Source organism: Paenibacillus glucanolyticus, from assembly GCF_037333485.1.
GTDB lineage: Bacteria > Bacillota > Bacilli > Paenibacillales > Paenibacillaceae > Paenibacillus_AQ > Paenibacillus_AQ glucanolyticus.
Genome location: NZ_CP147845.1, coordinates 5,620,560 through 5,644,522, shown reverse-complemented (window position 1 = coordinate 5,644,522; position 23,963 = coordinate 5,620,560). Strand labels below are relative to the sequence as shown.

The 23,963-nt window shown below is 51.2% G+C and carries 17 protein-coding genes; 16 read left to right on the top strand and 1 reads right to left on the bottom strand.

Going from position 1 to position 23,963, the window contains the following annotated elements; genetic code table 11:
• Positions 1–3 precede the first annotated feature (3 nt).
• The 11 genes from purQ to WDY75_RS26175 all read left to right on the top strand — a co-directional run bounded on the left by purQ (position 4) and on the right by WDY75_RS26175 (position 15,811).
• Positions 4–693 carry a phosphoribosylformylglycinamidine synthase subunit PurQ gene (gene purQ, locus WDY75_RS26225; protein WP_063478596.1) on the top strand — a complete coding sequence of 230 codons (690 nt, stop codon included), beginning with the start codon at positions 4–6 and terminating at the stop codon, positions 691–693.
• Positions 671–2,914: a phosphoribosylformylglycinamidine synthase subunit PurL gene (gene purL, locus WDY75_RS26220; RefSeq protein WP_006208287.1), complete on the top strand. Its 2,244-nt coding sequence runs from the start codon at positions 671–673 to the stop codon at positions 2,912–2,914. The genes purQ and purL overlap by 23 nt, the downstream gene beginning before the upstream one ends.
• Positions 2,899–4,377, top strand: a complete 1,479-nt coding sequence (gene purF, locus WDY75_RS26215; protein ID WP_006208288.1) for an amidophosphoribosyltransferase — start codon at positions 2,899–2,901, stop codon at positions 4,375–4,377. The genes purL and purF overlap by 16 nt, the downstream gene beginning before the upstream one ends.
• Positions 4,378–4,492: 115 nt before the next feature.
• Entirely contained in the window at positions 4,493–5,533 is a 1,041-nt protein-coding gene (gene purM, locus WDY75_RS26210; protein WP_006208289.1) for a phosphoribosylformylglycinamidine cyclo-ligase, read from the top strand.
• Entirely contained in the window at positions 5,533–6,144 is a 612-nt protein-coding gene (purN, locus tag WDY75_RS26205; RefSeq protein WP_063478597.1) for a phosphoribosylglycinamide formyltransferase, read from the top strand. The genes purM and purN overlap by 1 nt, the downstream gene beginning before the upstream one ends.
• A gap of 148 nt (positions 6,145–6,292) precedes the next feature.
• On the top strand, positions 6,293–7,840 hold the full coding sequence (gene purH / locus WDY75_RS26200; protein WP_036640874.1) for a bifunctional phosphoribosylaminoimidazolecarboxamide formyltransferase/IMP cyclohydrolase: 1,548 nt from the start codon (positions 6,293–6,295) through the stop codon (positions 7,838–7,840).
• A gap of 340 nt (positions 7,841–8,180) precedes the next feature.
• Positions 8,181–9,449 (top strand): phosphoribosylamine--glycine ligase, encoded by a 1,269-nt coding sequence (purD, locus tag WDY75_RS26195; RefSeq protein ID WP_063478598.1) that lies wholly within the window; start codon positions 8,181–8,183, stop codon positions 9,447–9,449.
• A gap of 644 nt (positions 9,450–10,093) precedes the next feature.
• Positions 10,094–11,404 carry a maltose ABC transporter substrate-binding protein gene (locus tag WDY75_RS26190; RefSeq protein ID WP_006208294.1) on the top strand — a complete coding sequence of 437 codons (1,311 nt, stop codon included), beginning with the start codon at positions 10,094–10,096 and terminating at the stop codon, positions 11,402–11,404.
• A 97-nt stretch (positions 11,405–11,501) separates the two neighbouring features.
• Positions 11,502–12,815, top strand: coding sequence for a sugar ABC transporter permease (locus WDY75_RS26185; RefSeq protein ID WP_006208295.1), 1,314 nt, complete (start codon positions 11,502–11,504; stop codon positions 12,813–12,815).
• A complete protein-coding gene (locus WDY75_RS26180) occupies positions 12,815–13,657 on the top strand; it encodes a sugar ABC transporter permease (protein WP_006208296.1) in 843 nt (280 codons plus the stop codon). Before WDY75_RS26185 ends, WDY75_RS26180 begins: the two co-directional genes overlap by 1 nt.
• 117 nt (positions 13,658–13,774) lie before the next feature.
• Positions 13,775–15,811 (top strand): methyl-accepting chemotaxis protein, encoded by a 2,037-nt coding sequence (locus WDY75_RS26175; protein WP_063478599.1) that lies wholly within the window; start codon positions 13,775–13,777, stop codon positions 15,809–15,811.
• A 417-nt stretch (positions 15,812–16,228) separates the two neighbouring features.
• Here the strand turns inward: WDY75_RS26175 and WDY75_RS26170 are convergent, their stop codons facing one another.
• The gene (locus tag WDY75_RS26170) at positions 16,229–18,370 is read right to left on the bottom strand and encodes an alpha-amylase family glycosyl hydrolase (protein WP_063478600.1); all 2,142 of its coding nucleotides are present in this window, start codon (positions 18,368–18,370) and stop codon (positions 16,229–16,231) included.
• 479 nt (positions 18,371–18,849) lie between these two features.
• Here WDY75_RS26170 and WDY75_RS26165 point away from each other — a divergent pair, with 479 nt between their 5' ends.
• The 5 genes from WDY75_RS26165 (at position 18,850) to WDY75_RS26145 (ending at position 23,957) form a co-directional block, all read left to right on the top strand.
• Positions 18,850–19,986, top strand: a complete 1,137-nt coding sequence (locus WDY75_RS26165; protein ID WP_006208299.1) for a serine hydrolase domain-containing protein — start codon at positions 18,850–18,852, stop codon at positions 19,984–19,986.
• A 173-nt stretch (positions 19,987–20,159) separates the two neighbouring features.
• Complete coding sequence (locus WDY75_RS26160; RefSeq protein ID WP_063478601.1) at positions 20,160–21,116, top strand: GNAT family N-acetyltransferase; 957 nt, start codon at positions 20,160–20,162, stop codon at positions 21,114–21,116.
• Between the two features lie 39 nt (positions 21,117–21,155).
• Positions 21,156–21,863: a PIG-L deacetylase family protein gene (locus WDY75_RS26155; RefSeq protein WP_063478602.1), complete on the top strand. Its 708-nt coding sequence runs from the start codon at positions 21,156–21,158 to the stop codon at positions 21,861–21,863.
• A gap of 385 nt (positions 21,864–22,248) precedes the next feature.
• Entirely contained in the window at positions 22,249–22,863 is a 615-nt protein-coding gene (locus WDY75_RS26150; protein ID WP_036640861.1) for an alpha/beta hydrolase, read from the top strand.
• Positions 22,864–23,009: 146 nt separating this feature from the next.
• Positions 23,010–23,957, top strand: a complete 948-nt coding sequence (locus tag WDY75_RS26145) for a carbohydrate ABC transporter permease (protein ID WP_006208303.1) — start codon at positions 23,010–23,012, stop codon at positions 23,955–23,957.
• Positions 23,958–23,963 lie beyond the last annotated feature (6 nt).

Below are 23,963 nucleotides of genomic sequence, written 5' to 3'. Positions count from 1 at the left end.
CCGATGAGATTTGCAGTGCTGGTCTTTCCTGGCTCGAATTGCGACATTGACTGTTATAAGGCGGTAGAAGAGACGATTGGTCAGCCGGTGGATTACGTATGGCATACGGCAACCGACCTTTCCCCATATGATTGTATTTTGGTACCCGGCGGATTCTCCTACGGAGATTATCTGCGGTGTGGTGCGATTTCCCGGTTCGCCCCGGTTATGAATGAAGTGGCGAAGGCGGCGGAAGAGGGCAAGTATATTCTTGGCATCTGCAACGGATTTCAGATTTTGACGGAAGCGGGACTCCTTCCAGGGGCTTTGCGCCGCAACGATTCGATGAAATTCCGCTGCCATGACAGTGTGCTGAAAGTGAACAATAATACGACGCCATTTACGCGCGATTATGCACAAGGACAAGAGATTGTCATTCCGATCGCCCATGGTGAAGGCAACTATTACTGTGATGAAGAAACGCTTCAAAAGCTCCGGGACAACCGGCAAATCGTATTTACGTATCAAAACAATCCGAATGGCTCGGTAGAGGATATCGCAGGCATCTGCAACGAGCGCGGCAACGTAATCGGCATGATGCCGCATCCGGAGCGCGCGGTGAGCAGTCTGCTCGGCTCGGATGACGGCAAGGCAATGTTCACATCCATATTACAGGCATGGAGGGATACTCATGGCGCAGCAAACGTCCGTTAAGGAACCGACAGCAGAACAGATCGCAGAGTTTCAGATTTATAAGCAGATGGGAGTTTCGGACAGCGAGTATGAGCTGATCTGTTCCTTCATGGGACGCAAACCGAATTATACGGAAATCGGCGTGTTTAGTGTCATGTGGTCCGAGCATTGTGCTTATAAAAATTCCAAGCCGCTCCTTCGTCGCTTCCCGACAAGCGGTCCGCGCGTCCTGATGGGACCAGGCGAAGGCGCAGGGATCGTGGATATCGGCGACAACCAGGCGGTTGTATTCAAAATCGAAAGCCACAACCATCCGTCCGCGGTTGAGCCTTATCAAGGCGCAGCTACGGGTGTGGGCGGCATTATTCGCGATATTTTCTCTATGGGGGCAAGACCGGTTGCGATCCTGAACTCGCTTCGCTTCGGCAAGCTCGAGAGCGATCGCGTGAAATATTTGTTTGAGCACGTTGTATCCGGTATTGCAGGTTATGGCAATTGCATCGGAATCCCGACGGTAGGCGGCGAGGTTGTATTCGATGAGAGTTATGAAGGCAATCCGCTGGTCAATGCGATGTGTGTCGGCATTATCGACCATGACAAGATTCAGCGCGGTGTGGCAAAAGGGGTAGGTAATCCGGTCTTCTATGTTGGACCTCCAACCGGACGCGATGGCATTCACGGCGCGACCTTCGCTTCCGTTGAGCTGACGGAGGAATCCGAAGCGAACCGTACGGCCGTTCAGGTCGGCGATCCGTTCATGGAGAAGCTGGTCATGGAATCCTGCCTGGAGCTGATCGATTCCGGCATCGTGCTGGGCATTCAGGATATGGGCGCGGCTGGACTGACTTGCTCCAGTGCGGAAATGGCAAGTAAAGCCGGCAATGGTCTTGAACTGTACCTGGACCAGGTGCCTCAGCGTGAAGAGGGCATGACGCCTTATGAAATGATGCTGTCGGAATCCCAGGAACGGATGCTGTTCGTGGTAGAGCCGAAGGATGAAGCTCAAGCTCGCGAAATCTTCGACCGGTGGGGCGTGATCTGCGCCAAAGTCGGCAAGGTAACGGACGATGGCCGCTTGAAGCTGATCCATCATGATGAAGTGGTGGGCGATATGCCGGTGAAAGCACTTGTTGACGAGTGTCCGATCTATGATAAACCATCCCAAGAGCCCGCTTACTATAAAGAGCAGGCCGCCGTGGATACACTCCGTTATGAAGAAGTGAAGGATTTGGGCGGTGCCCTTAAGAAGGTGCTGGGCTCACCAAGCCTTGCAAGCAAAGCATGGGTATACAATCAATACGACTACATGGTTCGTACCAGCACGGCGGTTCGTCCGGGTTCGGATGCCGCTGTCGTGACGGTTCATGGAACACGCAAAGCGCTGGCGATGACAACGGACTGCAACGGCCGTTATGTCTATCTCGATCCCGAGCGGGGCGGCAGAATTGCGGTCAGCGAAGCAGCGCGCAATATCGTATGCTCTGGCGCAGAGCCGCTTGCCATTACGGATAACCTGAACTTCGGCAGCCCGGAGAAGCCGGAAATATTCTGGCAGATGGAAAAAGCCGTTGACGGCATGGCCGAGGCTTGTCGCGAGCTCGGAACTCCGGTCATTGGCGGCAATGTCAGCCTCTATAACGAGAACACGAAGGGCGCGATTTATCCGACGCCGGTTGTCGGCATGGTCGGTCTGATCCATGATACGGATCATATTACGACACAAGCTTTCAAGGCGGAAGGCGATGCGATTTATCTGCTGGGCGATACCCTTGCAGAACTGGGCGGCAGTGAGTTCCAAGCGGTCGTTCATGGGGTGTCGGAAGGCAGACCGCCGGAGCTTGACCTCGGTACCGAGAAGAAACTGCTTGACGGCGTACTGAAGGCGATCCAATCCGGTCTGGTTCAATCCGCGCATGACGTGTCGGAGGGTGGCCTTGCAGCAGCACTCGCCGAGAGCTGCATCAGCGGCAATGTCGGTGCAACGGTCGAATGGTCGACCGAGCTTCGCAGCGATGTGGCGCTGTTTAGCGAGAGCCAATCCCGGATCGTGCTGTCGGTATCCGCTGATCATAAGAACGCGCTTGAGAAGCTTCTGCAAGAAGCCGGCGTACCATTTACGGCACTTGGTTTCGTTGGCGGAAGCAAGCTTAGCATTAACATTAACGGTGCTTCTGCGCTGGAAGAATCCGTGGAGGCTTTGAAATCCGTCTGGGAGGATGCCATTCCATGTCTCATGAACTGATGCCCGAAGGACTGTGGACAGGGGATTACTACAATGAGGGAACAGGTCAGAGCGATATATTTGATACATTAAAAGAAGAGTGCGGCGTATTCGGGGTGTTTGGGCATCCCGATGCCGCCTCCCTTTCCTATTACGGGCTTCATGCCCTCCAGCATCGAGGGGAGGAAAGCGCAGGGATCTGCGTGGCCGATGGTGAGAACTTCAATTATCACCGCGGCATGGGGCTTGTGAAGGAAGTGTTCGACAAGGATAAGCTGGAATCGCTGAAGGGCGGGATGTCGATCGGGCATGTCCGTTATTCGACCAGCGGCGACAGTCGGCTGACGAATGCGCAGCCGCTTGTCTTCAAATACCGCGAGGGCAATCTGGCGATTGCCACGAACGGCAACATCGTGAATGAGCCGAAGCTTCGGCGTGAGCTGGAGATGGAGGGCTCTATTTTCCAGACTACGAGTGACACGGAAGTTATTGCGCATCTGATTGCACGATCGCCCAAGGATTTTGTCGAGGCAGCCAAGGATGCATTGAAGCGACTGGTCGGCGGATTCGCCTTCCTGCTCATGACAAACGACAAGCTGCTTGTCGCTTCGGACCCGAACGGACTCCGTCCGCTGACGATGGGACGTCTTGGCGATGCGTATATCTTCACGTCCGAGACGTGCGCGCTTGAAGTGATCGGGGCGGAAGCGATACGTGATGTCGCTCCAGGGGAGCTTCTTATTCTGGATAGAAACGGTCTGCGTGAAGAGCGTTACACGGAAGCCGGCCGCAAAGCGCTATGCGCAATGGAATACATCTATTTCTCCCGTCCGGACAGCGATCTGAACGGTTCAAATCTGCATTCGGCCCGTAAACGGATGGGCAGCAAGATGGCGTTGGAATCGTTCGTGGATGCGGATGTGGTCACAGGCGTGCCAGACTCCAGCATTTCAGCTGCGATTGGTTATGCCGAACAGACGGGCATTCCGTATGAGCTCGGATTGATCAAGAATAAGTACACCGGACGTACGTTCATCCAGCCGAGCCAGGAGCTGCGCGAACAGGGCGTGAAGATGAAGCTGAGCGCTGTACGGCGCGTGGTGGAAGGCAAACGCGTAGTGATGATTGATGACTCCATCGTGCGCGGTACGACGTCCCGCCGGATCGTCAACCTGCTTCGCGAGGCAGGCGCTACCGAAGTGCATGTGCGAATTACGTCGCCGCCATTCAAGAATCCTTGCTTCTATGGCATTGATACACCGGATCGCAGAGAACTGATTGCATCTGAAAAAAGCGTCGAGGAGATTTGCCGTGAGATCAATGCGGACTCCCTGTCGTTCTTGAGCCCGGATGGACTCATATCTGCTATTGGCGGTTATGATGAACACAGCCATAAGGGCGGCTTGTGTATGGCGTGTTTTGACAATGATTACCCGACGCAGATTGATTTTAACGGGGAAGAGAAAATGGGCTGCAGCTGCTAGATTTGCGGTGGACAGCCGTTTTCTTGGGAATACCCTTTAAGCTGATTATTGATTAAGGCCATAAATGTTGTGTGAACGGATACTTTCGTCATAACGAAAAAGGAGTGTTGAGCGCGTGTCTGATACTTACAAACAAGCAGGCGTGGATATCGCAGCAGGCAACGAAGCGGTAGAGCGGATGAAAAAGCATGTCAAAACGACTTTCCGACCGGAGGTCATGACAGATCTGGGTGGTTTTGGCGCACTGTTCAAGCTGAATAAAGACCAATATGAAGAGCCGGTACTCGTCTCAGGCACGGATGGCGTCGGCACAAAGCTGAAGCTCGCATTTGCGATGGATCAACACGATACCATCGGTATCGATGCGGTGGCGATGTGTGTGAACGATATTGTGGTGCAAGGCGCAGAACCGCTCTTTTTTCTCGACTATTTGGCGTGTGACAAGGTCATTCCATCCAAGATTGAATCCATTGTCAAAGGAATTGCGGACGGCTGCAACCAGGCCGGCTGTTCGCTGATCGGCGGCGAAACCGCGGAAATGCCGGGGATGTACAGTGAAGGCGAGTATGACATTGCAGGCTTTACCGTCGGGATTGTCGACAAAAGCAAAATGATCAACGGGTCGAATATCGCAGCGGGCGACACGGTGATTGGACTGGCTTCTAGCGGCGTGCACAGCAACGGCTTCTCGCTTGTACGCAAGTTGCTTCTGGAGGATGCGGGCTATTCGCTGCAGCAAGAGATTCACGAATTGGGAGGACGTCTTGGCGACGTGCTGCTGGTGCCAACCAAGATATATGTGAAGCCGCTGCTTGGTTTGTTGAAGGAGATTGAAGTGAAGGGCATGGCGCACATTACGGGCGGCGGATTCATCGAGAATATTCCGCGCATGCTGCCGGATGGCGTCAATGTCGACATCGAATACGGTGCTTGGCCGATTCTGCCGATCTTTAAGCTGATGCAGGAGAAAGGCAAGATTTCGAACAAGGATATGTTTACGACATTTAATATGGGAATCGGCATGGTTCTTGTCGTTAAGGAACAGGATGCTGACGCGACGCTTCAATTCCTTCGTTCCGCTGGCGAAGAGGCTTACGTGATCGGCCGAGTGACGGAAGGCGAGCGTATCGTAACCTTCACGGGAGCTGAGGTGTAATGAGTCCGTTTCGCATAGCCGTTTTTGCTTCCGGAAAGGGCAGCAATTTTCAGGCATTGGTGGATGCGCAGTTAAGCGGTGCCTTGGGTGGCGATATCTGCCTTCTGGTATGCGACAAGCCGCAGGCTCCCGTGGTGGAGCTGGCGGCAGCGGCGAATGTGGATACCTTTGTATTCGAGCCGAAGGAGTATGCCTCAAAGGAAGAGTATGAACGGAATATTGCAGCAGAGCTTCAGCAGCGCGGTGTCGAATTGATTGTACTTGCAGGATATATGCGATTATTAAGTCCGTCTTTTGTGGAGTTTTACAGCGGCCGAATCATCAACATTCACCCTTCCCTGCTGCCTGCTTTTCCCGGTAAAGACGCGATTGGACAAGCGCTTGCCTATGGTGTGAAAATGACCGGAGTTACCGTTCATTTCGTGGATGGCGGCATGGATACCGGGCCCGTTATTGCCCAGAAGGCCGTTGAGATCAAGAAAGGCGATACCGCGGAAGTGTTGGCGGAGCGCATTCATCATGTGGAGCAGAAGCTGTACTCGGAGGTCGTATCCTGGTTTGCTCAGAGGCGGATTTCGCTGAATGGGCGGAATGTGACGATTGCCGAATAGCCTCTTGTAATAATAGCGGACAAGGTCTTGTGGCGAATCGACATGTTCGATATTTCTCGGGAAATAATTTGCAATTATGGATGTTCGACAGCATCTAAGGAATCAAGACAGGCTATTATGATTTTCATTCAATATAGGGGGTATGGACGTGGGTATCAAAAGAGCTTTGGTCAGCGTTTCGGATAAAACCGGCATCGTGGAATTTTGCCGTGAGTTGTCTTCATTGGGTGTAGAGATCATCTCGACTGGGGGAACCAAGAATCTTCTTGCACAGGAAGGAGTACCTGTTATCGGTATTTCGGATGTGACGGGATTCCCGGAGATTCTGGACGGACGTGTAAAAACCCTTCATCCTGCGGTACACAGCGGTTTGCTTGCTATTCGCGACAGCGAGGAGCATCAGCGCCAAATGCAGGAGCTCGGTCTCGATTATATCGATATGGTTGTCGTTAATCTGTATCCATTCCAGGAAACGATTGCGAAGCCGGATGTCGAGTATGAAGATGCCATCGAAAATATCGACATTGGCGGTCCAACCATGCTGCGTTCTGCGGCAAAAAACCATGCTTTTGTAAGCGTGGTTGTCGATGCGGCGGATTATGGCAGTGTGATCGAGGAAATCCGCGGTGGTGGCGACACCACGTTGGAAACCCGCAAACGTCTGGCAGCCAAGGTATTCCGCCATACAGCGGCTTACGATACACTCATTTCCGACTATTTGTCGAATGTGATGGGCGATCCGCTTCCTGAGCGCTTCAGCGTGACATATGAGAAAATCCAGGATCTTCGTTACGGCGAGAACCCGCATCAGAAGGCGGCCTTCTATCGTAAACCGCTGGCTCCGGCGGGTACCTTGACGACAGCGGAACAGCTGCACGGCAAGGAGCTGTCCTATAACAATATTAACGACGCGAATGCGGCTTTGCAGATCGTGAAGGAGTTTGACGAGCCGACGGTAGTGGCCGTGAAGCATATGAATCCTTGCGGTGTTGGCATTGGCACCAACGTATTGGAGGCTTATCAAAAAGCGTATAACGCCGATCCAACCTCCATCTTCGGCGGGATTGTGGCAGCGAACCGGACAATTGACGCCCCGACAGCCGATCTGCTGAAGGAGATCTTCCTCGAAATCATCCTTGCACCGGACTTCACGCCGGAGGCGCTGGAAATTCTGACAAAGAAGAAGAACATCCGTCTGCTGAAGATGGGCGAGTTCGGTTCTGCCAAGGAGCGTCAGAGCACGCTTGCCGTAACGACGATTGAAGGCGGCATGATCGTCCAGGAAAGCGACGTGCATTCTCTGGATGTTGCCGATCTGAAGGTCGTGACGGACCGTGAGCCTACTGAAGAGGAGCTGAAGCAGCTGCTCTTCGGATGGAAGGTTGTCAAGCATGTGAAATCCAATGCGATTGTATTGGCTGCGGACAACATGACCGTTGGCGTTGGCGCAGGTCAGATGAACCGCGTCGGCTCGGCACGCATTGCGGTTGAGCAAGCCGGCGAGAAAGCGAAGGGGGCTATACTGGCCTCCGATGCATTCTTCCCGATGGGAGATACGGTTGAGCTTGCAGCGAAAGCCGGCATTACGGCGATCATCCAGCCGGGCGGCTCCATTAAGGATGAGGAATCCATCAAGGCAGCCAATGAACACGGCATCGCCATGGTCTTCACCGGCGTGAGACATTTCAAACACTAATGAGGATGGCAACAAAGTCTCTCTTGTTGCAGCCATCCGGTGCAGTTCAAGGGACCCCTTAATCCCAACACAGACTGAGGCGACGCTGCGCTTAGCGGGCGCCGCCTTTAAGTTTAGGGGATGAAGTGGACGTTGGGCGTTGAGCCAGGCTCCCGAAGAGGTAGCACAAGTCCCTTTTCGGGACTTGGAGCCCGAGAAGGCAGCCAAGGTGGCAGTGCAAGCCCTTTTCGGGACTTGGAGCCCGAGAAGGCGGCCGTCATGGTACATTTGATTTTGCACTATGAATCATTCATGCAATGAAACGATGTGAATACCTGAGATGAACCGGGAGGGAAGATCCATGGATATATTGGTGATCGGAGGCGGTGGCAGAGAGCATGCCATCGTATGGGCACTGTCGAAGAGTCCGAAGGCTGGCACGATATACTGTGCACCTGGCAATGCCGGAATCGGGCAGCTGGCTGAGTGCGTGCCCATCGCGGTATCGGAGTTTGAGAAGCTGGCTGCATTTGCGGTAGAGAAGCAGGTGGGACTTATCGTCGTTGGTCCGGATGATCCGCTGGCTGACGGCATTGTCGATGCGTTCGATGAGACAGGCATTCCTGTCTTTGGTCCACGTAAAAATGCTGCCGAGATTGAAGGAAGCAAAACCTTCATGAAGGATTTGCTCCACAAGTACAGCATTCCGACAGCGGCTTATGCGAAGTTTGACGATTACGAATCTGCACTTGCTTATTTGCGCCAGCAAGGCGCGCCAATCGTTGTGAAAGCGGACGGGCTGGCAGCAGGCAAGGGTGTTACCGTTGCACGCACGCTGGAAGAAGCAGAGCAGGCGCTCAGCGACATCATGCAATCGAAGGTATTCGGCGATGCCGGAAGCCGGGTCGTCATTGAGGAGTTTCTGGAAGGCCAGGAAATGTCGATTCTGGCTTTTGTCGACGGTGAGACCGTGAAGCCGATGTCGGCAGCCCAGGATCACAAGCCGGCCTACGATGATGATCGGGGACCGAATACAGGAGGAATGGGAACCTATTCGCCATTGCCTCATATTCAGCCATCCATTATTGAAGAGGCCATTGAAACGATTATCAAGCCGACAGCAAAGGCGATGGTAGCTGAAGGGCGACCGTTCCGCGGGGTTCTGTTTGCCGGATTGATGATCTCACCGGACGGCAGGCCGAAGACGATTGAATTTAACGCCAGATTTGGTGATCCAGAGACGCAGGTGGTATTACCGCGCCTGAAAACGGATCTTCTGGAGGTGTTCCTTTCTGCTGTAAATGGCACCTTGGCTGATCTGGAGCTGGAGTGGAGCGATGAAGCGGCAGTATGCGTTATCCTGGCCTCTGGCGGCTATCCGGCATCGTATCCGAAAGGGATTGCTATCACGGGTCTGGAGGACGAGCAGGACAGCACCATAGTATTCCATGCGGGAACCGCACGCGACGCGGAAGGAACGTGGAGAACGAACGGCGGACGCGTACTCGGCGTTGTCGGTCTAGGCACAGATATCGCTTCTGCACGGGCAAAGGCATATGAACGGGCAGAAGGCATCACGTTTGAAGGCAAGTTTAACCGGACGGATATTGCACTCAAGGCACTCAGATGATAACGGAAATGCTAAATAGCAGAAGTATTCATTAACGAACAAGAACAGCTATCAGAAAAATTTGAAGGGCTGCCGCAGATCTTTTTTTAGATCGGGATCGGTAGTCCTTCTGTTTTGTGTGATCATTTAGAGGAAACCGAAGAACTGCCTTGGATCTTTTTTAGATCACGATCGGCGCTCCTTCCGTTCCGTAACTGTGAGAGCATAAATGCTGGAGGAACGGTCTTTTTCGCAAGCAATAGATGTACGTGGAGCCTCATTAACGCCTATCGCATTAGTGTGCAAACGTTTGTTCAATTGATCATCATTTATTGCGAATTCTTGTCTTAATTAGCGAGCATAACTACAGGATTGCACAGCGAATGCACAACTATTTTTATGATAACTTACGAAACACAGCGATAATGGAAGATAATATAGGATTAAATGCCTATTTCGAGGAAAAATGATCTGTGCAAACGTTTTTACATTCGATATTAAATGTTGTATGATGTTTTCAGTGAATGAAGCGCTTTCTCAACGGAATTTTTCCAAAGTATCTCGCCAGATGCTACATAAAAAAAGAGACACTGAAAATTTTCTGAAATCGTTTGCGCAGATTTCCAACATTTTCTGATCATTTATTTGAGAGGGGTAATCATGGAATGAAGATGAAGAAGTTACTCACGCTAGCTGCAACCTTCACGTTGGCGTTCTCCATTACAGCATGTGGAGGAAACACAGCTGCTCCTGCTACAGAGGCACCTGCTGAGAATCCACCAGCACAGGAAACGCCGGCTGAAAATACAGAAGCACAGGAACTTAAGCCAGAAGAAGGCGCTAAATTGATCGTATGGGAAAGCCGGGACGAAAGAGCCTACACGGACGCGGTGGCTAAAGAATTTACCGAGAAATACGGCGTTGAAGTGACCATCGAAGAATTGTCTCCAACCGATCAAGTAACCAAGCTTGCACAAGACGGTCCATCCGGATTGGGCGCTGACGTAGTATTGTTCCCTCACGATAACCTGGGTAAAGCAGTAGCTACAAACCTGGTTCTGCCAAATGACTTTTACGAAGAAAAAACAAAGAGCAGCAACACGGAAGCTGCCATCCAAGGTGTAAGCTATGACGGCGTTCTGTACGGATACCCGCGCGCTGCTGAAACTTACCTGATGTACTACAACAAGGACTTGGTAAAAGAAGTTCCAACATCGATGGAAGAAGTTATCGAATTCAGCAAAACGTTCACCGACAAATCCAAGAACAAATACGGATTTATGTTCGAAACGGGCAACCTGTACTTTGCATATCCGTTCCTTGCTTCCAACGGCGGATACATCTTCGGTAACGGCGGTGCAGATGTCAACGATATCGGTCTTAACAATGACGGCGCGGTTAAGAGTATGGAAGTATACGCTAGCCTGAAAGAAATTCTTCCCGTTAAATCTGGCGACATTACACCGGATATCAAGCGCGGATTGTTCACAGCCGGCGACCTGGCTATGGACATCAACGGACCTTGGGAACTTGGCGGATACAAAGAAGCGCTTGGCGACAAACTCGGCGTTGCTCCAATCCCAACGATTGGCGGACAGCCTGCCGTATCGTTCTCCGGTATCAAAGCATGGTACGTAAGCTCATTCTCGAAATATCCGCAAGCGGCTCGTCTGTTCGCTGACTTTGCAACTTCCAAGGAAGCTCAATTGCAGCTGAGTGCATTGGTTGGATCGGTTCCAACAAACAATGAAGCTCAAGAAGACGATCAAATCAAGAATGACGAGTATGTATCGGCATTCACGGAGCAGTTCAAATCTTCCCAGCCGATGCCATCCGTTCCTGAAATGGCTAACGTATGGTCTCCTGTAGGCGCTGCACTGGCTGAGATTTGGGATAACAACAAAGACGTTAAAGAAACACTGGATAAAGCTGTGAGTCAAGTTAAAGATCTTAACAGTGGTGGAGCTGCTAAGTAATAGCGTTCTTATATAATACGAGAAAGATGAAGAAGTTCACCCGCCGAACAACCGGCGGGTGATTCCTCGATTATATGGAGAGGAGAATGGAGGGAGCATGCGTCAACATCGTATGACAGCGGCCATATTATCAGCCATCTGTATGGGTCTGGGTCAGCTTTACAACCGGCAATGGATCAAAGGCGTTCTTTTACTTATCGTAGGTGTATTCAGTCTGTACTACTTCATAAACAACCTGGGTGATGCTATCTGGGGAATGATATCGTTAGGGGAACAGGGAAGTCATTTAGAGAAGGTGAACGGCTTAACCCAGATGGTTGCCGGAGACCATTCCATCAACCTGTTGATTGAAGGTCTTATCACTTTGATTTTGTTTGCGATTTTTCTGCTTGGCTACTATGCCAATATCAGAAACGCATATAATGCTGGAAAACAAAGGGAAAAGGGTGTGAAACCCAACAATTTCAGACAGACCCTTTATTATATTTTTGAGTGGAAATTCGCCCAATCATTCCTGACCCTGCCTGCCATCGGTATTTTATTCTTTACTGTCATGCCGATTATCTTCATGGTCTTGCTGGCGTTCACGAACTATTCTGCTCCGAACAACCTGCCACCGGCAAATCTGGTAGACTGGGTTGGTTTCCAAACCTTTACGAATCTGATTGCATTGAAATCGTGGAGCCATACCTTTTTCGGCGTTCTAACCTGGACGATCATTTGGGCGGTGCTTGCAACGGTAACCACGTATTTTGGCGGGGTGCTCGTTGCACTGCTTATTCAGCAAAAAGGAATTCGCTTCAAAGGCGTATGGCGCGTTATTCTGATCATTCCATATGCAATTCCGCAGCTGATTTCATTGCTCGTTATGCGTAATATGTTTAACGGGCAGTTCGGACCGATCAACCAATACTTAAGATATTTCGGTTTGGAAGGCCTGCCTTGGCTGACAGATCCGATCTGGGCAAAATTCACCGTTATTATCGTAAACATGTGGGTAGGTATACCTGTATCCATGCTCCTGGTCATGAGTGTCCTGACTACGATTCCGAAGGATCTCTACGAAGCCGCGGACGTGGATGGGGCAACCGGGTTTCAGAAGTTTAAAATCATCACCCTGCCGATGATCATGTTCTCAACCGCACCGGTTCTGATTACGCAATTCGCCGGTAATATCAACAACTTCAACCTGATCTTCCTCCTGACGAACGGTAACCCGGTTGTGGGAGATTATCAGTACGCGGGAGCTACGGACCTGCTGGTTACCTGGCTCTACAAGCTGACTTTGGATCAGCAGAGATACAGTATGGCATCGGCAATCGGTATTATCATCTTCATGATTATTGCGTCCTTCTCGATTTACAATTATCGCCGAACCAGATCATTTAAAGAGGAGGATATGATCCAATAATGGGAATTAAAACGAGAAATGCAATTCGCCTGACGGCAAGTTATATTACACTTGTTATCATCGCGATCGGCTGTATTTACCCGGCGCTCTGGATTGTTCTGGCTTCTTTCCGTCCCGGAAAGTCATTGTACAGCAAGACTCTGATTCCAGAATCATTTACACTTAGTCACTATAAAGAGTTGTTCACATCCCAAAGCTTCCTGTTTGGTACATGGTATATGAACACATTGAAAATAGCGGTATTCTCCATGATTATCGGGACCATTCTTGTATTGCTTACAAGTTATGCCGTATCCCGCTTCCGGTTTAAGGGTCGGCAAAATGCACTATCGACCATTCTTGTGCTGGGGATGTTCCCCGGCTTCATGAGTATGATCGCACTGTACATTTTGCTGAACTCTCTGGATCTGCTGAATACACATGCAGCTATGATTATTGTGTATGCCGCAGGGGCGCCTCTGGGCGGAACGCTGATCATGAAGGGCTTCCTGGATACGATACCGCGAAGCTTGGATGAAGCGGCGAAAATCGACGGAGCAACCAACTTCCAGATTTTCCGCAGAATCATTCTGCCGTTGTCGAAGCCAATGATTACGTATATGGGCTTGACGATGTTTGTTGGACCGTGGGTAGACTTTATCTTTGCCAGACTTGTGCTCCGGACTAAAGAAAACTGGACGCTTGCCGTTGGTCTGTGGGATCTCGTCAACTCCACCCAGGACAGTAACTTTACTCTGTTCGCAGCAGCCTCAGTGCTTATCGCGCTGCCGATCACCATTCTGTTTATCTTCCTGCAGCGTTTGCTGGTGGACGGTATGACGGCAGGTGCAAGCAAAGGGTAACATGCAACGGACTCATCATCAGACCTAAAGATAGACAGAACAGCGAAGAGACACAGCCGGTAACCGCTTGCTGTGTCTTTTCGTATTTTATGAATGCTACGCAGGGGGTACATACATATGAACATGGCAAGGCGCTTTCAATTTAGGGCAGTCGGAATGAAGCTGTTTGTTATCTTTTTTGCAACAATTGTGCTGTTATCTTCGGCCTTGGGGTTGTTATCGTATTTCATATCCAAGGATACAGTTATGGATCAGGTGTCTGAAGCGACATCGGGTCAGATGATGCAGGCGGCGGACAAGCTGGATTTCCTGCTGTCCCAGTACGAAGCCACTTCCCGTCAATGGGCGCTGGATACGGTGCTTCGTGAGGATCTGGTTACGGTCAGTTCTTCAGACATCGGTATTCGGGAGAAAACAGAGGCTGAGAACCGTATCCGTGAGAAACTTAACGGGACGGCCTCTTCGGATGGTCGTATGCAGGGCATGCGCCTGGTGGCACCCAGTCTAAGTGCACAAGGCTCCTATAATTCTACAGGTTTGTTGGGATTGTCTTCTGCGGACAGCATCAAGTCCAAAATCGACCAGATCATTCAAGCTGATGGCGAGCCGGTATGGTTCCCTACGGAAACCAAAGGATTTATGGAGAATGAGAAAAGCCCCACCATGACAATGGGGAGATTGCTGAAAAACCTCAAAAATCCAAATGCGCAGTACATCCTCCTGATGGATATTAAGGATCAGGCCGTGGGAGAGGTGTTGGCTAATTTAAAAATAGGGCATAACGGGCAAATGCGAATTGTTGCCGCAGATAACCGAATCGTACACGATATGGATCCGGCGCAACTAATGCAGCCGTCCACCATTACGGTTCCTGAAGGTGCTGCAGAAGGAGGGACCTATTATACTGCGAATGAGCAGATGGTCGTGTATACGCCTCTGAAGACGGCTCCTTGGTACATGGTTGGCTTTGCTCCTGTCAGTGATTTCGTGAAAGCTACAGATAAGCTGCTGACCGTAACGCTTGTTGTCATTGCAGCTGCGATTCTGGTTGCAGTGCTGATCGGATACTATATGATGCGCACTATCGGCCGTCCACTGAATCAGATGTGCAGTTTGATGGAAGAGGGGGAGCAGGGAAATCTGAGGGTTCGGACAGATTTTCAGCGTGTGGATGAGATTGGCCGCCTCGGCCACAGCTTCAACCAGATGATGGGGCAAATCTCAGCCCTGGTTGACCAGACGAATGCTTCCGCGAAGGAAGTGCTGGCTACCGCGGAGGAACTGGCAGAAGCGTCAAGAGGAACCTCACTCACAGCTGGCGAAATTGCGGCAGCGATGGAGCAGATTGCGCAGGGCAGCGGAAGTCTCGCCATGGAAGCCGAACGGGAGAATCAGCTGGCCGAGAACATCGGGGTCCAGATGAGCAAGGTTTCAGATTCCAATCAAGTGATCGAGGCCGCAGCGGATCGCGTACTTCGGGTGACGGGAGAAGGTGCACTGCATATGGACAGTCTGGTAGAGAAATCCACGCGGATCAATCAGGTGAACCGGGCAATCGTTCAGAATGCGGAGAAGCTGAAGGATAATACCTCGTCGATTCACAGAATATTGGAACTGATGTCGGAGATTACGCACCAGACCAACGTGTTGTCCATTAACGCTACCATTGAAGCAGCCCGGGCCGGGGCAGCAGGCAGCGGCTTCATGGTCGTAGCTAATGAGGTGAGAAGCTTGGCGGACCGTTCCAAGGAATCGATCCAGACGGTGGGCGCCATGATCCTGGATATACGGACCGAAGTGCAGGGCTCCGTCGACGCGTTAACGTCGGCATCGCCGCTCTTTGACGAACAGCTGCATTCGGTACAGGAAGCGCAGGGGGTATTCGATAATGTGCGGCACGAGATGGATACCCTCTTAACCGAGATTAGCGAATCGACTCATGCCATAGAGGGCCTGATCGAATCCCAGCTCACCTTGACCGACTCCATCTCGGAGGCAAGCTCGATCGTACAAGAGACCAGTGCCGCCACAGAGGAGGTCGCTTCGATGTCATCCGAGCAGTTCAAGGTAAGCGAGAAGCTGGTTGTTCTGTCCTCGCGATTGGAGGAGCTGTCGGAGAGCTTGCGGCAGTCATTGGTGAAGTTCAGGACGTAAATAGCTTTGGTTAACCATGTGCATTGCATAATGTGAAGGCCGTGCAGCACTTCGCATACGGATCATGCTTCCGATCCCTGTTATCCCCGGAATTCTATTGAAATCATATCTAATGATGAATTCCGGGGATAAAGGGGACCACTTCGTTTCTCCAGCATGATTCCGCCTGCTCCGTCGAAGCCTCGCCTCTGTGTATGCATTTCGCTGCACCCTCATTGCAATAAAAGCAATTTACTCTCGGGGTGTGGATATAGAGGGTAAAATAATATCGAGCCGATGAAGGGAAACACCCTCATCGGCTCGTTTTTGTTGTCCGCGGTGCGCGTCGTTAGCTGCACGAAGACCGGCTCCGGGAATAATCCCGGAGCCGGTGGGCTTGATATGGAGTCTGCGAAAATAGCCTAGCCCATTAGGGGCTTACGGCTGCCAGTTCACGTTGACCGTTGCCGTGCCGCTGGCTGGAGCGGTGAAGCTGTGATTGCTTCCGCCCTCCCATGTTACCGTTGAGCCTTGTTTCTTCAAGAATTTGAATTCAATGGTTTTGCCGGCAGGCACGCTGACGTCATAATACCAGGTTGGGTACTGGTAGATGACCTGGTTGTACAGCGGGCCGATGGCCTTGGCTGGGTCCCAGTTGCCGAGCTCGCTTACGCTGCCTGAGAGGTACACGTTCTGCCCGAGAGCGGTTGTTGCATTGTTGATCACAAAGCGGACGCTGACCTGATCTCCGGTCAGTACTTCGAAGTTGTCATACACATTACTTGAAGCGCCACCGCTGTTTGCGATTTTGATGTTATATACGCCACCGGCAACCGCTGGGATTTTCACTTTGATCTGCGTATCTTCCCAAGCTGTAATGTTGGCGCCTGTAACGGCTGTCGTTCCGAAGTACACGGTACCCTTGCTTGCGCCGAAGCCGCGGCCGTCAATGGTGACGGTTGCGCCCGGTTTTGCCATCATCGGTCCTACATGTCCTATGGTTGGAGCGGTAGTCGCTGTAGTGTACTGCCATACTGCCGTGCCGCCTGCTGCCAGCGTGAAGTTGGAAGCAGCCCCGCCGGAGCTGACGGTAAGTGAATTACCGTTCAGGAGTCCGCCCAATACATCCGCGTAGTTCCCGGCAGGAAGCGAGGTGGCCAATCCTGTAATCGAGGCTGGCGTGTTCACGTTACGGTTCACAGCGATGACAGCTACGCTGTTGCCGAATTTGCGTTCATAGATCAGCACATCGTTGTTGATCCAACGCTCCTGCGTCGTTCCGTAAGCGATAGCCGGGTTTGATTTACGCAGAGGCGCAAGCTTTTGAATCACTTGGTAAGCTGTAGTCGTTGTGGAGAAAGAAGGGATCCGTGCCCGGTTGTTGGGATCGTTCCCGCCGGCCATATATTGTTCAGTTCCGTAATAGATGGCTGGCACGCCACGGGAAGTGAGTGTGAAGGCCAGGGCTTGCTCCAGCTTCCGTCGGTTGGCATTGCTGTCGTGGAAACGCTCCATGTCATGGTTGTCGATGAACGTTACCTGATCCTCCACTTGGGCATAATCGGTCGCTGAACCCTCCAGCATGGACTTCAGACCGTACATATTGTCCGTGTTGTCTCTGAATACCTGACGAACCTTCTGGGCGAATCGGAAATCAAGCAGGCTCATGCCGGATTCGTTAGCGAATTTGTGGTTTTCGGCGCTTACTTCATTCACGCCCAGGAACCATTCCCCGAAGGTGAAGACCGGCTTGTAGTTGTTGACGGTGGCCATGAAACTCTTCTGCCAGCCAAACGGCATGTGCTTCACGGCGTCCATCCGAATGCCGTCAATGCCAAGATCGAGCCACATTTTGACGGCGTCCTTCAGATAGGTGTCCACCGTGCTGTTGTTATGGTTCAGGTCAGCAAGGTCATACAGGTTTTTGTAAATCCCGTTCTCTGTCGTGGAAAAATCGGTGCCTCCGTTATGGTGGAACAGATTTTGCGTATCGCCTGTGTATCCCCCGAGCAGGGTGCCATTGTTGTACAGCTTGCCGTTTTCTGCGAATGAAGGCTGGTCAGAGGAGGCGGGAGATGTATGGTTAGGAGCAAAGTCAATGATGACTTTAATGTTCTTGGCATGAGCGGCAGCGATAAGATTCTGGAAATCGGCAATCGTGCCGTAAGCCGGGTTGGTCTTCTTGAAATCTCGGGCCCAATAGCCGTGATAAGCGGTGTTGTTAACACCGGAATAATTGATGACGCTGTAGATATTCTCAACCGGCTGGGAGATCCAGATGGCGGTAACGCCCATTCCGGTAAGATAGCCGTCGTTGATCTTGTTGATGATTCCTTGCCAGTCACCGCCGCAGTACAGTCTAAGGTTGGTGCAGGTACCGTCAAAGGCAGACCCGGTCGGGTTGTTGGAAGCATTGCCGTCGGAGAAACGGTCTGTAAAAATCTGATAGATGACATCCGTACTGAAATTCTGCTTGTTGGATACCGAGGTATCCGGGGCCGCGTATGCTGGGCCAAACAGGCTCAAGGTAAGGGATAAGCTAAGGGCTAACGCGGTGGTCAGTTTGTAAAACTTCTTCATTGTATACCTCCTATGTAATTGAGAATGAAATCTTGGTTCATCTTGCTAACTGGCTGCTTCAGCATCACCTCCAACAAAATCGGGCAACAAAAAACCCCGGAATCTCCTGAAGAGAAACCGGGGTTGTTCCATACCGGTGTGCGGTTACGGAATGCATGGCCCTTAAATTATGCGAGTGTTTGATTTCAAAATTATTGTAATTGAAAGCGGATTCAAGTGTCAATATTTAATATCCAATTCAATGGAAATATTTAATGATCCACCATGAAATTAAATTTTATAATTTATATTTAATATTGAAACAAAATTTTACAGGCTCTATAATAAGATTTAGGAAACGTTTACATTTATAAAGGCTTCTCCGCTTCTGTTTGTATGTCATTAGTATAGATTTTATAGTTGGATATCTTTCGTTCGGTTGTTTTGATTATAGCTCGTTGTTCAATGGATTTTGTTGTAATGGAGGGGAGGACTCGGTGATGAATGTGGAAGCTGGCGCAGCGAAGCTAAGATTGGGCATTAGAGGATTGAGAGCGGCATGCGCTGCCGTAGAGCGTGAGATTGCTGCAAGTACGACACCCGGCGCGGTGCTCGGCGTTCTCCACCAAGAGAGGGACTGGTACTACGCAGCAGGTTATGCCAATCCGAAGCGGATTCAGGGTCAGCCTGTATCTACCCGTGAGGAGACGTTATATGATTGCGCATCCTTGACCAAGGTGGTAGTCACACTCCCGTTAATTCTGCAACTGATCGATGATGGCGTTCTGACCTTGACCACAAAAGTGAGTGATATTCTGCCTTCATTCGGTTCGACCGGTAAAGAAGGGATTACGGTAGGGCAGCTGCTGACACATACTTCCGGGCTTCAGGCCGATATGAACCTGCATGCCCAGGGCTGGAGCAGAGAGCAGATGTGGGATGCTGTTCTTGCATCGCCGCTCGCTGCCAAACCGAATATTGAAGTGATTTACAGTGATCTGGGATATCTCACCCTGGGCCGCATCATTGAGAAGGTGCTGGGTATGCCACTAGATCAGGCGGCAAAACAGCGGGTTTTCGATCCGCTGAATATGCGTCATGCGACATTGACGCCTGATCCGGAACAGACCGGCTATGCTGCAACGGAATATGATGAGACCGTACAAGGTCATCTATGCGGAATCGTACATGATGAGAAGGCCCGGGCCTTGGGCGGCATATGCGGCCATGCCGGATTGTTTGCGACCGCAGGCGATCTGCTGTTGTACGCCCGTATGTGGCTTGGACAGGGGACAATCCCGGCAGCCCCGCATACGGAGGTGACAGGCCATGTATCACGGATTTTATCTCAAGCTGCGGCTGGTACCGCTGTACGTACCCATACAGGGCATATTCAAGGATCGAACCGCGGTTTGGGCTGGGTTCTGAAAGGGGATAAGATGGATGCTTCCGGGGATTGGATGAGTACGGGCTGTTATGGACACACCGGATTTACCGGTACCAGCCTGTGGATCGATCCCGAGTTTGATCTCGCGGTCGTTCTGCTCACCAACCGTGTATACGGGGGAAGGAGCACAAGCGTGGCTCAGCTGCGTGCCCAGGTCCACAATGCCTTGACAGGAGCCGTGGCTAAGTAATCAGCGGTAAATGAAGGATAATAATGACACCTTATGGACAGCTGCCAAAGTTTGATTAGCCTGGGGAATATATATCCAAATTCCGCGAACAAAAGATTGGATTATCCGGTCCCGTTTCGCTTCACGTTAACCGGAACGGGACCTATAACGAGAAATTGAGGAGGGAACACGCTATGACGACCCTAACCTACAGGTCTTATCGGCCTGGAGATGAAGAAGGCATCACAACCTTATGGAATGCCTGTGTGCCGGGAGATCCCATCACCCGCCTTCGCTTTCGAAACTTGGTGCTGCTGGACCCGAACTTTGATCCGCAGGGCCTGCGGGTTGCCGAGCTGGAACATCGGATTGTAGGCGTCCTGTATGCGGTGCGCCGGAGACTCCCGATGATCGGAACCGAGCTGGAGCCGGATCGGGGCTGGATTACCTTCTTTTATACCGATCCGTCGATGCGAAGACAGGGCGTTGGGGCGCGGCTGCTTCAGGAAGGTGAGGATTTCCTTCGATGCCATGGACGCCGTACAGTTTTTTTCTCCTCTTACGCCCCGAATTATATGGTCCCGGGTATCGATGGCGAGCGGTATCCTGAGGGCCTTGGATGGCTGCAAGCCAGCGGTTTTACCCGGAATTACACGGCGGTTGCAATGGATCGCTCCCTGGTTGATTTCCATATGCCGCTTGAAGTTGCGGAGCTGAAGCAGCAGCGCGAGCAGGAGGGCTTTACCTTTCAGCTGGCTCAGGACGGCGATCTGGTGGAGCTGATTGATTTTGCAACGGACGTGTTTAACCCTGATTGGGGCCGGGCGATTCGTGAGGGATTGCTGCAGCAATTAAGAACGGATCAGATCTTGATTGCGCGCGAGCAGGGGAAGCTGGTTGGATTTTGCCTGCATGGCGGATACGAGGGCGTTGCTGAACGATTCGGCCCGTTTGGAGTGGACCCGTCGATGCAAGGGAAGGGCTTGGGAAAAATTCTGCTGTATGACTGTCTCGCCCTTATGCGGGCTCAGGGGCTGCATGGTGCGTGGTTCCTCTGGACGGGCGAGCAAAGCCCCGCAGGACATTTGTACCGAAAAGCCGGGTTTCACGTGACGCGCCGGTTAGATATTATGAGCAAGCCGCTTCAATAAAATAGATTCTACGACTTTTTCTACAAAGGAGAGATCAAATTGACGGAAGCAAAGCAGCATCACATTTTGGCGATTGGCGGACATGCGGGGGATATGGATCTTACGGCAGGAGCGGTCATAGCAAAATACACGCAGGCCGGGCACCGAGCAACGTTTCTTCATTTAACGCCGGGGGAGAAGGGGCATCCTCGGATGACGCCGGAGGATTACGCGAAGCAGAAGATTGACGAAGCTCATCAATTCGCCGAAATTGTTGGCGCGGATGTCCGATTTCTTGCTTATAAGGACGCGGAGCTTCCGCTGGACGAGGAAGTGAAGTATCAGGTAGCCGATGTCATACGGGAAGTGAAGCCGGACATAATAATCACCCACTGGAAGGAGAGCATTCATAAGGATCATGCCAATACACACTATATCGTGGAGGATGCGCGATTCTATGCGGGGCTGAAGACCATTGAGCGCGAGCTTCCATCCCATTATGCCCAGCATTTATACTATGCGGACAATTGGGAGGATCCGTATGATTTTCATCCCGAGGTATTTATCGATATTCCGGAAGAAGCCTATGAAACTTGGGTAAGAGCCATGAATGTATATGCTTACGCACGCGGGGAAACCTACGGCTTCCCGTTCATCGAATATTATAAGGCACTCACGATTGTACGGGGAGCGCCGATGAACTTCAAGCGGGCACAGGCTTTTGCGGTTCCGAGAGGCGCAATGACCAAACGATTACAGTTTTTCTAAATATATGGTTTCACATCCAGTCATCTGGAATAATACCTAATGAAATCGCAAAAAAATTGTGAGAAATCCCAAAACATACACTGACATTATAAACATCTTTTGATATAATGAGTGATGTTACGGGGGAACACGTACGGAATCATATAGAGAATATACATGAGAGAGGAAGACTTCCATATTGGAGGCTTCCTCTCTTTTCATGCGCGTAGAAACCGGGCGGGATGCAGAAGAAGCGATGTTGCATTTTTTGAATTCCATGGTATGATGTATTTGAAGAATCTTAAATTAAAGATATATAAGCTGGATATCAGGGCAGACTTTGATGGAATTGCAGACTGTTTTCTGATTAGATTATTTAAATTAACGAAAAGGAGACGGAATCCATATGGAACATACACATATTTATCGCCAGGGAACATCTTCCGAGGCACCGACCTTGCTACTGCTGCACGGCACCGGAGGCAATGAGGAGGATTTGCTGCCGCTGGCCGAGATGATCTCGCCAGCTTCGAATGTGCTAGGCGTCCGCGGGAACGTGCTGGAGAACGGCATGCCCCGGTTCTTCCGACGTCTGGCCGAAGGCGTGTTTGATGTAGAGGATCTGGTGAAGCGTACGCAGGATCTGAATGAGTTCTTAAACTGGGCAGCAGCCGAGTACGGTTTTGACCGCAGCCGCATCGTAGCGGTTGGTTATTCGAACGGGGCCAATATCGCCGCGAGCCTGCTGTTTCACGAAGGAGATGCGCTGCAAGGAGCTGTACTCCACCATCCGATGGTTCCGTTGCGGGATAAGGCCCTGCCTGATCTGACTGGCGTTCCGGTCTTCATCGCGGCTGGCCGGCGCGATCCGATGTGCACTCCGCAGGAGAGCGAGGATCTGAATGCACTCCTGAGCGAGGCTGGCGCGGATGTCAAGCTGCACTGGGAGAACGGAGGGCATCAGCTCAGCCGTGCAGAGGTTGGCATGGCAGCTTCCTGGTTTAAGGAGAAGTTCCAGTAATACCTTGGATGCCATGATGTGCAAGTGCTAAACATTTCTTACCTATAGAAGGTAAAAATGAAAGTGAATATGATCAAAATACCGTCAACGACTTGACGGTATTTTTTTTATACTTAAGCCATCCAAGATAAACGAGGTGGTCAGACATGTCACAGACGATGGAGACAGTGAAGAAGCCTGGTCGGCAGATGACCGGCAGGCCCAAGCCCCGGGGCTCCTTGCGGCGGGGGGAGAATCTATGGGGGATTTTATTTGTAAGCCCGATGCTGTTTGGCGTCATCATTTTGGTGCTGTTTCCGATATTGGCTACGCTTGTGCTGGGATTCGCCGATTGGAACTTTGTGCAGGGCTGGGACGGAATCCAGTGGGTCGGGTTTCAGAATTTCCGACATTTGCTGGAGGACGACATCTTTCTCAAGTCCGTGCGGAACAACCTGATTTTTCTTCTGACGGTTCCGATCTACATGATGATATCGATGCTGCTGGCTATATTGATCGACCGGTTTGTTTATATGAAGGGATACTTTAAAGTAGCCTACTTCATGCCCTACATATCCAACATCGTTGCGGTTGCTGTCGTATGGCAGGTACTGTTCCAGCCGTCCTACGGGCCTATTAACGAAATCCTCCGGACAATCGGAATTTCCAATCCGCCCAAATGGATTGCAGATCCGAATTTTGCCCTGATCTCCATTATGCTGATATCGATTTGGATATCCATCGGCTTCAATCTGATCATCTATATTGCCGGGCTGCAGTCTATACCGAAGGATCTGTACGAAGCAGCGGATATCGATGGAGCGAACGGCTGGACCAAGTTCAGGCGCATTACGCTTCCCTTGCTGTCACCGACGTCTTTTTTTCTGCTGGTCACGGGGGTTATCTCTACATTCAAGGTGTTCGACATCATCGCCGTCATGACACAAGGCGGACCGATCGGTTCTACGACGATGATGGTCTGGTATTTGTACGATACGGCGTTTGTTAACCTGAAGGTAGGTTATGCATCATCCATTGCCGCGGTACTGTTCGGGTTCGTCATGCTGATTACACTGGGGCAGTGGGCAGCTCAGAAGAAGTGGGTCAACTACTAGGAGGAG